Origin of the sequence: Nonomuraea sp. NPDC047529 (genome assembly GCF_040642995.1) — a bacterium.
Classification (GTDB): domain Bacteria; phylum Actinomycetota; class Actinomycetes; order Streptosporangiales; family Streptosporangiaceae; genus Nonomuraea.
The window spans coordinates 1-11427 of sequence record NZ_JBEYTJ010000085.1; the positions used below are offsets into that span (position 1 = coordinate 1).

General features: G+C 68.3%; 14 protein-coding genes and 1 pseudogene. 8 read left to right on the plus strand and 7 right to left on the minus strand.

From position 1 onward, the window contains the following. Positions 1-450 (plus strand): hypothetical protein (locus ABZ815_RS52210; RefSeq protein WP_357710904.1); only part of this gene is annotated, 450 nt, incomplete at its 5' end. 6 nt (positions 451-456) lie between these two features. Further along, a complete protein-coding gene (locus ABZ815_RS52215) occupies positions 457-990 on the plus strand; it encodes a serine hydrolase domain-containing protein (protein ID WP_357710909.1) in 534 nt (177 codons plus the stop codon). A 293-nt stretch (positions 991-1283) separates the two neighbouring features. On the opposite strand, the gene ABZ815_RS52220 is transcribed toward ABZ815_RS52215, so the two are convergent. Continuing rightward, on the minus strand, positions 1284-1391 hold the full coding sequence (locus tag ABZ815_RS52220; RefSeq protein WP_352365465.1) for a hypothetical protein: 108 nt from the start codon (positions 1389-1391) through the stop codon (positions 1284-1286). Positions 1392-1437: 46 nt separating this feature from the next. Between ABZ815_RS52220 and ABZ815_RS52225 the strand changes: the two are divergent. Further along, positions 1438-1821: pseudogene (locus ABZ815_RS52225) on the plus strand (tyrosine-type recombinase/integrase); the annotation flags it as partial. A 55-nt stretch (positions 1822-1876) separates the two neighbouring features. Here the strand turns inward: ABZ815_RS52225 and ABZ815_RS52230 are convergent. Next, complete coding sequence (locus tag ABZ815_RS52230; RefSeq protein WP_357710933.1) at positions 1877-2242, minus strand: DUF4158 domain-containing protein; 366 nt, start codon at positions 2240-2242, stop codon at positions 1877-1879. 221 nt (positions 2243-2463) lie between these two features. On the opposite strand from ABZ815_RS52230, the gene ABZ815_RS52235 reads away from it, so the two are divergent. After that, a complete protein-coding gene (locus tag ABZ815_RS52235) occupies positions 2464-5247 on the plus strand; it encodes a hypothetical protein (RefSeq protein ID WP_352365463.1) in 2784 nt (927 codons plus the stop codon). Here the strand turns inward: ABZ815_RS52235 and ABZ815_RS52240 are convergent. Together ABZ815_RS52240 and ABZ815_RS52245 are read right to left on the minus strand one after the other, a co-directional pair. Beyond that, on the minus strand, positions 5240-5557 hold the full coding sequence (locus ABZ815_RS52240) for a hypothetical protein (RefSeq protein ID WP_357710913.1): 318 nt from the start codon (positions 5555-5557) through the stop codon (positions 5240-5242). The two genes, ABZ815_RS52235 and ABZ815_RS52240, sit on opposite strands and share 8 nt — an antisense overlap. Then, a complete protein-coding gene (locus tag ABZ815_RS52245; RefSeq protein WP_357710916.1) occupies positions 5530-6216 on the minus strand; it encodes a hypothetical protein in 687 nt (228 codons plus the stop codon). The genes ABZ815_RS52240 and ABZ815_RS52245 overlap by 28 nt, the downstream gene beginning before the upstream one ends. 29 nt (positions 6217-6245) lie before the next feature. On the opposite strand from ABZ815_RS52245, the gene ABZ815_RS52250 reads away from it, so the two are divergent. Continuing rightward, positions 6246-6392, plus strand: a complete 147-nt coding sequence (locus ABZ815_RS52250) for a hypothetical protein (RefSeq protein ID WP_357710919.1) — start codon at positions 6246-6248, stop codon at positions 6390-6392. Between the two features lie 212 nt (positions 6393-6604). On the opposite strand, the gene ABZ815_RS52255 is transcribed toward ABZ815_RS52250, so the two are convergent. Both ABZ815_RS52255 and ABZ815_RS52260 read right to left on the minus strand, forming a co-directional pair. Then, a complete protein-coding gene (locus tag ABZ815_RS52255) occupies positions 6605-7903 on the minus strand; it encodes a tyrosine-type recombinase/integrase (protein WP_357710921.1) in 1299 nt (432 codons plus the stop codon). 271 nt (positions 7904-8174) lie between these two features. Then, on the minus strand, positions 8175-8912 hold the full coding sequence (locus tag ABZ815_RS52260) for an ATP-dependent DNA ligase (RefSeq protein ID WP_357710923.1): 738 nt from the start codon (positions 8910-8912) through the stop codon (positions 8175-8177). A gap of 37 nt (positions 8913-8949) precedes the next feature. On the opposite strand from ABZ815_RS52260, the gene ABZ815_RS52265 reads away from it, so the two are divergent. Next, positions 8950-9120 (plus strand): hypothetical protein, encoded by a 171-nt coding sequence (locus ABZ815_RS52265; protein ID WP_357710925.1) that lies wholly within the window; start codon positions 8950-8952, stop codon positions 9118-9120. A gap of 151 nt (positions 9121-9271) precedes the next feature. Here the strand turns inward: ABZ815_RS52265 and ABZ815_RS52270 are convergent, their stop codons facing one another. After that, positions 9272-10294, minus strand: coding sequence for a glycerophosphodiester phosphodiesterase family protein (locus ABZ815_RS52270; protein WP_357710928.1), 1023 nt, complete (start codon positions 10292-10294; stop codon positions 9272-9274). A gap of 191 nt (positions 10295-10485) precedes the next feature. Between ABZ815_RS52270 and ABZ815_RS52275 the strand changes: the two genes are divergently transcribed. Next, the gene (locus tag ABZ815_RS52275; RefSeq protein WP_357710931.1) at positions 10486-11022 is read left to right on the plus strand and encodes an IS5 family transposase; all 537 of its coding nucleotides are present in this window, start codon (positions 10486-10488) and stop codon (positions 11020-11022) included. After that, positions 11022-11336, plus strand: a complete 315-nt coding sequence (locus ABZ815_RS52280) for a transposase (protein WP_357710936.1) — start codon at positions 11022-11024, stop codon at positions 11334-11336. The genes ABZ815_RS52275 and ABZ815_RS52280 overlap by 1 nt, the downstream gene beginning before the upstream one ends. Positions 11337-11427 lie beyond the last annotated feature (91 nt).

The window sequence follows — 11427 nt, forward strand, 5'->3', positions numbered from 1 at the left end:
GTCCGGAGCGAGGCGGACCTCGGGCTGGTCTTCGTGGCCGCCGACGGACCGCTCGATGGTTGCGGCGAGGCGAGCATGTTCGCCGCGATGCTCGTTCTCGGGTCCCGGCCTGAGGTGCGGCTCGAGACGGGCGCGGGCCTGATCATCGCCCGGTCTTCGGGAGAGGCCCGCATCACCCTCACCATGCCTCCGGGGACCTCCCGGGTCGACGTCGCCGAAGTCTCCTACGAGGGCAAGCGACTCCAGGTCCGTACCGTGACGGCCGGAGGCAACATCTTCGCCGCGGTTCACCATGGGTTCGGCCGCGTTCTGGGAGGCGCTCGCCGTGACGGCGTACGTGGCGACACAGCTTGCCCTGCCCCCGCTCCTCGCACTCAGGGAGCGCCGCCTGCGGAGGTCGGGCAGGCTCCTGTGAGAGGTGCTGCAGTGACGTCGTCATCTCGTCTATGAACGGACATGGCGGATGCCCAGAAACACGTGCAGCGACTGCTCGACGAGTTGGTTGCTTCTAGACGGGAGACCGGCGTCCAGGTGGCCGCCCACCTGCACGGCGAGCGGGTCGTGAACACCGGCGCGGGCCTCGCCGACCCGTGCGCGGAGCGGCCGGTGGACGACCGAACACTGTTCCACTCCTGGTCCACCGGCATGGGACTGACTGCGGCGGTCGTGCACGTGCTGGCCGACCGCGGCAGACTCAGTTACGACAGGCCGGTCGCCGAGTACTGGCCGGAGTTCGCCGCGCACGGCAAGCAAGGCATCACGCTGGCTCACGTTCTCGTCCACACGGCGGGCGTGCCCAGGCGCCGGCCGGAACCACGCCGGGCGACCTGCGGGACCGGGGGAGCATGTGCGACCGGATCGCCGACCTGGCGCCGCTGTGGCCCTGGGCACCGTCACCGGATACCACGCGCTGACCTTCCGCTACATCCTCGAGGAGGTCGTCAGCCGCGTTGCGTTCGTCAGACACAGTCACCGCTTCACGGACTTTGATCCAGATCGGCTAGACATCAACGAATCACGGCGGGCTCGGTCAGTTCGGGTTCTGCCCCTCTGAGCGGTGCCCGGCCTGAATGGCGAGGGTCTGGGCCGGGCTCGGGATGTCGGGACGTGACTGTGCGGCTGCCCTGCGCCCGCCCGGTTGGCGGGACGATGAAAGCGACCTCAGTGCTGTCTCCGAGGACACCAGAGCTGCGAATCGTCCATGCAGCTTCGAGGTCAGCGCGAGCGGAGAAAGGTCAGTGCGGCGAGCACTCTGCGGTGGTCGTCGGCGTCCGGGCCGAGGTTCAGCTTGGTGTATACGCCGGTGACGTGCTGGCCACGGCGGCCTCTGACACATACAGGCGCTGGGCGATCGCACTGTTCGACCGATCCTCGGCAACCAGCGCGAGCACCTTGCGTTCGCGTGGCGAGAGCGCGCGCGAGAAGCCGCTGTGGCGGATGCTCCACGAAACGGCGGCCAGAGCGGCTGAGATCCTGGCGCTGAACGTCGAGGACCTCGACCTGGAGCATCGCCGCGCCCCGGTCCGGTCCAAGGGCAGCTCGATCGAGTGGGTGTACTGGGACAGCGGCACCGCCCACCTGCTGCCACGCCTGCTCCGGCTCCCGGACGGCAGCACGCGCACGCGCGGCCCGCTGTTCCTGTCCGAACGCCGCCCCGCCCGCGCCCGCCGCCCGGCGGCCGCCGACATCTGCCCGCACACCGGCCGCGCCCGCCTGGGCTACGACCGCGCCCGCGTCCTGCTGGACAAGCACGCCGGCCTCGATCTGCACCAGCTGCGCCACAGCGCCGCCACCCACCTCGGCGAGGCCGAAGTCCCCCTGCAGCTCATCATGGGCAGGACCCGGCACAAGGACCCCCGCACCGCCATGCGCTACGTCAACCCCGGCCCCGAGGCCATCGCCAAGGCCACCGAGCTCCTGGCACCCCGCCGCCGCACCCATGCTCGGTTCGCGTCTTCGCCCGCCGCCCGTAGGACCGCAGTCCGGCTGGGTCGACGGCGAGTCGGTCGGCCAGCCTGGCCACCGCCACCGGCGGCGCCGCCGACACTTTGTCCGGCACGAATCCGAGCCACGGCAACGTGGACAGGGCTACGGCCAGCCCCAGCCGATCGGCCGGACCTCGGCCCGGGCCGGGATCGACGAACGCGACATCAGCTGATGGCAGGGTGAAGAACCGAAACAGCTCGTCTCGGCCGATCTCCGGGAATCCCCGCAGCCGCTCCAGCTCCTCATCCGCGAACACCTGCGTCGCCAAGAACGACCTCCAGCCAGCCCCACAGATACCAAGCCCAGAAGCCTACTCGGCTATATCCGCCCGATTTTCGGCCGTTACTACTGAGACTCCTTCGTGGACCGGGGCTGCTTTTTGAGGGTAGTTAGTGCTGAACGCACACTTCATTGCCATGGAGCGCAACGGCATTCGATCGGCTGTCGCCGACCTGACGATCATGTGATACTCCGCGCATGAAGCGCGCGGTCTTAGCGGGTCTGCTGATACTTCTCCTCCCCGCCGTCGTTCTCTCCCGCCCGGCTCAGGCAACAAGCCTCTTCGGGCCGAACGAACGGATCGTCAGCGCCTACCAGGCGGGCGAACTGTCGGTCGACGACATGATCAGGTACGGCGTGGCGTCGGTGACCGCCCCCGAGACGGTGCCCGCGCGGCTGCGCCCGACCGGCCCGCTCTCGACGAATGCCGAGACCTATCTCACCTACCTGTCAGCGATGTCGGCGAAAGCCTCCGGCGCCGCCAAGCAGGTGCTTTCACCCCCGGGACTGCGAAGTACCGGGAATTCCTTCTTCGACTGCGCGCACGACGAGCCGTACCGATTCCTGAGAAAGGACTACCACTGCTGGGCCAACGTCGATAACTTCGTCATCTTCTACAACCTCGACACCGGTGGCGGCGGCGTGCCTCCCACGCCTGCCGAGCCGAGCGGACGCCCGACCGCGATCCAGAACGCGGTCGACGCCGTCTCCATCGCGGCCAGGACATATCGCTCGATGGGATTCGAGATCTCCGACAATCCGGCGGTGCCGCACGCCATCTTCTTCGGCACCGACCAGTTCTGCGACCCCGTGCTCGACAACCTCTGCTCCCCCAAGTTGAGGAATCCGTTCGTCCTGCCGATCGGCTACAACTTCCTGCCGACGATCTTGATGCCGTCGAATCCGGTGTACTACGACTATCTGCCGCGCCACGAGCTCTTCCACGTGTTCCAGTACTCCTACTGGAAGGCAGGAAAGGTGGCTCAGGACTTCTTCCGGCAGTTCATCGACACGGACGCCTTCGGGTCGATGAACTGGTGGATGGAGGCGACCGCGGAATGGGCGGCCCATCAGACCTACCTCCGCGCCCCCTCGCACGTCCCCTATCCCTCCCAGCGCGACATGTACGCCGATCACGTGGATGACTTCCTGGCCAAACCCATGCTGGCGTTGAACGGCTGGGACGGCCTGGGCGGGCCACGCCAGTACGGCGCCTTCCTGCTGCCCCTCTACCTGACGGAACAGGTCGGCCCTGACTTCGTGCGGAGCACCTGGGAGCAGATCCGCAGCGCGGGCTCCGCCCCCATCACCGCCATCCAGGCCTCGCTCGGCGGGCGCGACTTGCGAGTGCTTCTGCACGGCTTCGCCATCGCCAACTACCGCCTGGCCGCCCCGCAGTACGGCGCGGCGGAGAACGGCTATCGCGACCCCGACGTCGCCCTGTGGCGAAGCGAACTCGAGCAGGAGCAGGCCACGGAGGGCGACTCGCTCGGCGGCGCCCGCCCGATGAGGAGCTCGAACGCCGCGTTCGTCGGCTACAACGAGGTGGCTGGCGGCGCGCTGCTGCCGGGCGGCAGCTCCTACACCGACTTCACGGCCCAGCAGGGGGCGGCGCCGGCCACGCTCACGATCAAGGGCTTCAACGTGGCGCCCGGCCAGCCGGTGCCGCGCGTCGCGTGGAGCGTCCTGGTATGGGCACAGGCGGGAGAGGGTTCCGACACGTTGTCGGCGTACCCGACGGCGGAGTACGTGCGCTCACCCGATTCCACCGGGACGGTGGAGATCGAGAACTTCCGCTATCCGATGGTGGCGACGCTGGTCAAGACCCGCCTCGACCTTCGCACCTCCTCCGCGGCCGCGAGCAACGACTGGACCAACCCCTTCTGGAGCGTCGGCAACTACGTCCCGTTCCAGCGCCGCTCCTGTGCCCTACGACCGCCCGTGCTCGGGCCTCCCCAGCTGGACGCCTACCCGGTCGGCACGTTCAACGCCTACGCCGCCTCCACCCCGGACGGCTGGACCGGCGGCGACTCCACCTTCTCCATGCCCCTGCCAGGAGGCCGCACGCTCTGGCTGTTCTCCGACACCTTCCTCGGGCCGCTCAACGCCAACGGCACCAGACCAACGACCGCCAGGATCATCAACAACTCGTTCGTCCTGCAGGACGGGGACAAGCTCACCACCGTGCACGGCGGCACGGCCTCGGATCCCCGGGCGCTCCTGCCGCCGCCGGACGGCACGCACTGGTACTGGAGCGGCGACGGCTTCGTCACCGGCGACCGGCTGCAGGTGATGTTCAACAAGTACCGCCTCGAGGGCACCGGCCCGATGCCGTTCGCCTTCGACCAGAACGTGGTCGCTACGTTCTCGCTGAGCGATCTGACCAAGCCGAAGAGCGTCACCCCGCTGCCCTCGCGCGCCGGCGTGGCCTGGGGGTCGGCGATCCTGCCCGCGAGCCGCAGCGGCGACGGCTACACCTACGTCTACGGCGTGTCGGACGCGCCGATCAACAAGAAGATGAAGGTGGCCCGGGTGCGGGGCGACGACCTGCGCGTCGGCCGGTGGCAGTTCTACACCCCGTGGGGCTGGAGCGAGGTCGAGGAGCACGCCGCGGAAACGCTGAGCGGCATCGCGAACGAGTACAGCGTCACCCCGTGGCGGGGCCAGTTCCTCATGGTCAGCCAGGACAGCACGGAGGCGTTCAACGGTCTGATCAACGCCTTCACCTCGTGCGACCCGTTCGACGGCTTCACCAACAGGACTCCCGTCTACCGGATGCCCGAGCCCGGCCCGTTCGGCAGCTACCTCGACGGCGACGTCATCTCCTACAACCCGCACGTGCACTTCGAGCAGAGCACCGACGCCTCGCTGCTGATCTCCTACAACGTCAACAGCATGGACAACAGGGCCCAGCCGGACGCCGACCACTATCGCGACCCGAGCATCTACCGGCCACGCTTCATCCGGGTGGCGATCAGCTAGCCGTACTCGATCGTCGGGCGTCGCGCCGCTTCGCCGTACAGGCGGCGATCGCCAGCAGGACGAGTGCGAAAGCCAGGTAATAGGCCAGAGCCCACCACGGAGGCAGCGAAGAGGTCGAGGGCGTGAGGGCGGGCGCGGCCGGCTGGCCTGTGCCGGGATCGGGGGCGCCGATGAGGAACTGTTTGGCGACGTTGAAGGGCAACCACCGGTAGATCCCCGCCCCCACGCCGGGGACCGCCTGCACGAGCGACTCGGCGATCATGGCGTACCCCAGCAGCAGCGTCAGGACGGCGGCGGCGTGCCTGACCATCGCCCCGACACGGTGAGGTCGCGGGCGGACTGGGTCAGCCGCAGGGCCAGCCGTAGCACGCCGCCGGGGTAGTGCAGCGCACCGCCATCGCTGATTCGCTTGGTCTTGTGCGACCCGCCGCGGGCTCGCTTCTTGACGTAGGCGACGCTGATGAAGCCGCGGGCCGGGTTGACCAGGCAGTCGGCGTCCAGCTTCTTCACGCATTCGGGTTCCAGCCCCGTCTGGCAGATGAGCAGAACTAGGAACGGCACCAGGTCGGCGGACGCAAGGAACAGGCTGCTGTTCAACCGGCGGATCCCGCCCAGATGGAAAAAGCGGCGCTGCATGCGCGGTAGGCGGCGGTCGGCGGTAGTGAACGGCCGTCCCTGCGCGACGATGCGATGCAGCGCGTTCTCCGGCTGTTTCCATCCGGCAAGGTCAGGGTCTTGCCCGGTCTTGGCCAGCCGCTCGCCTTCGAGGATGCGGTCGCGGATCGCGCGGACATCGGCCAAGGCCGCCGCCTGAATGGCCTCAAAGACCGGCATGGGATAGGCGTCCAGCGGCGTGGACACTGCCCTGGCCTGCAGGGTGGTGAAGCCCAGCCGAGCCCGCATCCCGGCGTCGAACACCTCTTCCTGCTCCTCGCTGATCTCGCGTAACAGGCGCACGACGCTGACCATGCGGGCGTGTATCTGTCGTCACCGTACTTGTGCAGAAGGTGCAGCTCGAAGGCCTCCAGCAACTCAGGTGTGAGGTCGTCCAGGTCGAAGTCATCGGCATTTCCGGGCTCGACCTGGGCGATGTACTCCACGAAGGTCCGGATGTGCCGGATGGTCGCCTCCGCCGCCGTCCGTGACCGCTGCGTCGCGTCTTCCCCCACGATGACCGCGGCCCGGCCAGCCAAGTGACGCACCAATCGTTGGCAGGGCAGGTCCGACAGGTCGAAGTGGTGCTCTTTCCCTTCGAAGCGGGCGGAGAAGGCCACCGGCCCGATGCTGGGCACCGGCAGCGGCGGCTCCGGCATCTCCGCGACCGGTGGAAAGCGGACGCGCCGACCCCGGCCGGAGCTCACGCGTCCTCCTCGGCGCCGGGCTTGACTGCTTCCAGCGCCGCAATCTGCGCGTCCCATTCGTCCAACGCGGCCAGCACGATGTCCTGGGCGTCGTCGAGCACGTCCAGGTAGGTGTAGACGGTCGACTCCTGGCTATGGCCCAGCAGCAGCTGTAGCCTGCGCATCGGATCGCCGATCAGCAGCCGCCGGATCTCGGCCCGCGCGAGGCTGGCGTTCTCCGCCCGGCCGAGCTGCCGCAGGGTCTGCCGCAGCAGCAGCCCGAGCATGTGAACCGCATAGATGTGGCGCAGCGTGTGCGGATGGATCCCCGTCGGGATGCCGAATTTGGCGCACCGCTGGTTGGCCCGCCGGAACGCCGACTGCCAGGTCGACGGCTGCAGCGGGTGCCCCTCGTCACCCAGCCATAACCACAACGGCCCGGCCACCGCCCCGTCGCCGTCCACTCGCAGCAGCCGCCGCCGGTCCGCGGCGCCGATCGCGTTGTAGGACCACGTCCCGCTCGCGTCGAGCAGCCGCAGCGCGTGCCGCCCGGCCTGCCCCACCAGCAGATCACCCTCGAGCACCGGGTAGCCGCCCTGGGAAAGCACCCGCTGCACCAGCTCGTCCCGCTCGATCTCGACGTAGTGGTGCAGCGAGCGCAGCAGGCGTTTGGGCAGGTAAACCGTCCTGCGTTTGCCGCGCTTGGTCACCGCGGCCGACAGTCCCACATCCCCGACCACGCGAGCGCCGTGCAACGGCGGTACCTCGCTGATCAACAGACTCGAGCCCTCGCCCAGCCGCATGCTGGTGTGCACCAGCGTGTCGGCGAACATCGCGTTGCGCTCGCCATGCCGCCCGCGCCAGGTCGGGTCCGGGCGGCCCTCGGGCAGCTCACCGCGCAGGCCGACGTCGCGCCAGAGCAGGTAGTCCTCCACCGACACAAACTCCGGTGGCGCATCTTCCGGGTCGTCCTCATGCTGAGCGTTCACCCGGACCTGCTTGAGCCCTTGCGGCGTCAGCACCGTCTTGTCGACGTAACGGAACGGCTCGCCGGCCAGCAACTCTTCGGCGATCGCCCACTGCACCCACTTGTCCAGCGCGGCAATCGACCGGTTCCAGGTGCCGACGGTCACCTGGTGCGGGCCCGGAGTTCGCAGCCGCACCACCTTGTAGGCGCGCAAGTCGGCGCCGTCGCACTCCCAGATCGTCTTGCCGCCGCGCGACTCGTGCAGGAACCGGCAGAACAGCATGACGTCCCGGCTGTAGGCCAGACGGCCGTTCTCCGAGCGCACCTTCCAACCGTCGAGCTCGCGCAAGAACCGGTTGAGCAGAAGGTCGTAGGAGCCGTCAGGCCCCAGGATGAACGGCTGGCCCTCGCTGACGCCGGCCCGCTGCAGAACGCCGACGGCGTCCGGAACGCCAGGAGCATCGTGGCTCGCGTACGCGACGTACGACGGAGGTGTACGACCGCTTCAAGCGGCTCGACGGAGGGTTCGACCGCTGCTTGTGTTGCTGTGGGAGGCACTGCTCATCTCTTTCGTGAGACAGGTGTGGAGCAGGCATATCTGCTGGACCTGTGAGACAAGATCAAGTGCCAAGATAAACCACGACCTCAGGCCGGACCTGGGTACAGCTGATCGGGTCACGCTGGCCGTACGGGCTGGACGCCCACCCGGGCGGCAGTGTCTGCGGCCACGGGTGACCGGCGGCGGCAGGTGTGAGCAGCGGCGCGACCTCGGCCGCGGCCTTCTTGGACAGCTGGGAGGTGCGGCCGACGACCTGGAGCCGCCCGCCGGAGTCGTATCGGCCCAGCAGCAGCCCGCTCGGCCGCCGCAGCGAGCCGACGTAGCCGCCGACGACGGCTTCTGAGCTGGCCCTTCGTTTGACCTTGACCCAGCCCCGCACGCCGTAACCGTAGGTGGAACCGGTCGGCTTGCAGACCAGCCCCTCGACCCCGGCCACGTGCAAGGTCTCGTACCAGATCCGAGCCTCGGCCTCGTCGGTCGTGTGCATGCCCAGGGCGAGCACGCCGGCGGCCGGGATGGCCGCGAACAGCTCCTCCAGCAGAGCGCGACGCTCGCACAGCGGCAGGCCCGTCACGTCCCGGCCACGCACGCAAAGTATGTCGAAGGCGACGAGATGACAGGACTCGGATGTTGCGAGGGAGGCGGCACGGCGGCGCCCGGCGATGGTCCGGCGGTGCAGCGCGGTGAAGTCGAGGCGACCGGACGGCCCCCATCGGACGATCTCGCCATCGAGCACAGTGCCCGCGGGGAGGTGCTCGTACGCCCAGGCGTCCGCGGGCCCTGAGGGGATGTGGTCCACCGCCTACGACCGGTTCCGCTCCTGGGCACTGGACGGCGTGTTCGAGCAGCTGATGCAGGCGATGATCGCCAAGGCCGCAGCTCGGGGACAGGCCGACCTCGACCCGCCCCACGCCCTCGCCGGCCGACTGGAGAATTCTCAGATCAACGCCGGCTCTTCAAGGGAAGAGGGGTCTTACCGCTACGACAGCGACTCTCCTACCTCCTGAAACTACTGCGAAATCGACGCCGCGGCGGGAAATTCGGAGAGTGAGGGTGCGGCCGGCGGGGTTCTCCACGCCGGCCGCGGACCGGCACGACGGCCCGACAAAGCCTCGGGCGAGCCACGTGCTTGAGAGACCGCTGAAGGGCGGCCGACGGTTACTTGGCGTGAGGCCTGGGCAGGCGCATGCCGCGCTCGGCCATGATCTGCCGGACCCGGTCCGGGTAGTCGGTGATGATGCCGTCGATGCCCATGTCGATGAGGGCCGCGATGGTGGCCGGGTCGTCGCACGTCCACGGGATGACCTTCAGGCCGCGCTCGTGCGCGTCCGACACCATCTTCTCGGTGACGTAGAAGCGGAAGGCGGGATCGCTGATCGTGCCGTTCTGGGGAAAGCCGTACACCGGGGACAGGGCGGTGACACCCGGGATGCTGGCGGCGGCGCTGACGAAGTCGCCGCCGAAGTCGTCGGCGTCGATCCCGCCGAGCCAGGGGGAAGCACCCGGCTTGCCGACCTGGAGGAAGTCGTAGTTGGTCAGGGCCACCAGCGGCCATTCCGGCGCGAGCCGGTGCATCTCCGTCAACGCGCCCCAGTCGAAGGACTGGATGGTGATCTGGTCCTCGATGCCCGAGGCGCGGATCTCCTCGAACACGCGGCGGACGAACAGCTCGCGCGGCGCGGTCTGCTGCGGCGCGCCCGCTTCGACCTTGGTCTCGATGTTCAGCTTGACCTGCTTGGCCCGGCGAGCCCTGACGAGGTTCAGCACGTCCTTGAGCTCGACCATCCGGAAGCCGTCGACCACCTCCTGTTCGGGGAAGCCGGGCAGCTGCCGGTACCCGCAGTTCATGGTCTTGATCTGGGCCAGGGTCAGGTCCTTGATGAACTTGCCGACGTAGGGGAACATCGGGTCCCCAGGGGTGAGGGGCGCGGTGTCCTGGCACTTCTGGGCGCTGATCTGCCGGTCGTGGTTGACCACCACCTTCAGGTCCTTGGTCACATGGGTGTCCAGCTCAAGGGTGCTGACCCCGAGGCGCAGGGCCTTGGTGAACCCCTCAAGTGACTCCTCGGTCGTCATGCCGAGGCCGCCGCGGTGGGCTTGCAAGTCGAAGTGGGTCTTTTGGGGCAGCACGCCGGGGCCGCCGGTCGTCAAGGCATGGGCGGCGGCCGGAGCGGCGAGCACGGAAACGAAGGCCAGACTTGCCAGGGCATGGCGACAATGCACGGGATGTTCCGCTCTGTAAGGTGTGAAATGACCTTGGCGAGGCTAGAGGCCCGTCCGCCCTTCGCTGCGGCGACGGCATGATGAGGTCATGAACGTTCGCAGAACGCCCAGGAACGCCGGTTTCCTCTCAAAGGCCGCGAGTACGGCGGGTGGGCTCGCGCCGAGGACGGTACCTTGGGCGGGGACGTCCCTGGCGTGGTCATCGGCAGGTGATCGACGGGATCTTGCGGCGGTTACGGACCGGGGCGCCGTGGCGGGACGTCCCTGAGCGGTACGGGCCTCGGCAGACGTGTCACGAGCGGTTCACACGCTGGCAGCAGGACGGCACATGGGCGCGGCTGCTGGAGGAGATGCGGGTCAAGGACGACTCCCTCGGCCAGGTCGAGTTCACCGTCAGCATCGACTCCACCATCGCCCGTGCCCACCACCACGCCGCCGGCGCCCGTAAAAGGGGGACGACGGCGAGCCAATCGACACCAGGCAATCCCAGATCCGGCAGGCTCGGACGGTCCCGCGGCGGGCTGACCACCAAGCTGCACCTGCTCGTCGAAGCCCGCGGCCTGCCACTGGTCCTGCACCTGACCGGCGGCAATGTCGTCGACTGCACCGCCTTCCACGACGTTGTGGCCAAGCTTCGCATCCGCCGCCCCATGGGGGCCGTCCACGTGCCCGCCCCGACACCCTGATCGGCGACAAGGGTTACTCCAGCCGCATGATTCGCCTCGAACTCCGCCGGCGCGGCATCAAGGCGGTCATTCCAGAGCGGCGTGACCAGATCGCCAACCGCAAGCGCAAGGGCAGCCGAGGAGGCCGCCCACACGTCTACGAAGCGCTCACCTACAAGCACCGCAACCTGGTCGAACGCTGCATCGGCAAGCTCAAGCAATGGCGCGCCATCGCCACCCGCTTCGACAAGCTGGCCGGCAGCTACCTGGCCGGCGTCACCATCGCCTCACTCATGCTCTGGCTCCGGCAAGCCGAATTGTCAGACACCCTCTAGTACTACAGCCAGGCTTTGTGATCTGTAGGCTGTGGTCATGCCTGATGAGTTAACCGCTGATGATCTTCAATCATGGGTGTCAGGGCTGGAT

Excerpts from the sequence above, each read along its gene's own strand:
- ABZ815_RS52215 (WP_357710909.1), top strand. The coding sequence starts at position 457 with ATGGCGGATGCCCAGAAACACGTGCAGCGACTGCTCGACGAGTTGGTT.
- ABZ815_RS52235 (WP_352365463.1), top strand. The coding sequence starts at position 2,464 with ATGAAGCGCGCGGTCTTAGCGGGTCTGCTGATACTTCTCCTCCCCGCC.
- ABZ815_RS52240 (WP_357710913.1), bottom strand. The coding sequence starts at position 5,557 with ATGGTCAGGCACGCCGCCGCCGTCCTGACGCTGCTGCTGGGGTACGCC.
- ABZ815_RS52245 (WP_357710916.1), bottom strand. The coding sequence starts at position 6,216 with ATGGTCAGCGTCGTGCGCCTGTTACGCGAGATCAGCGAGGAGCAGGAA.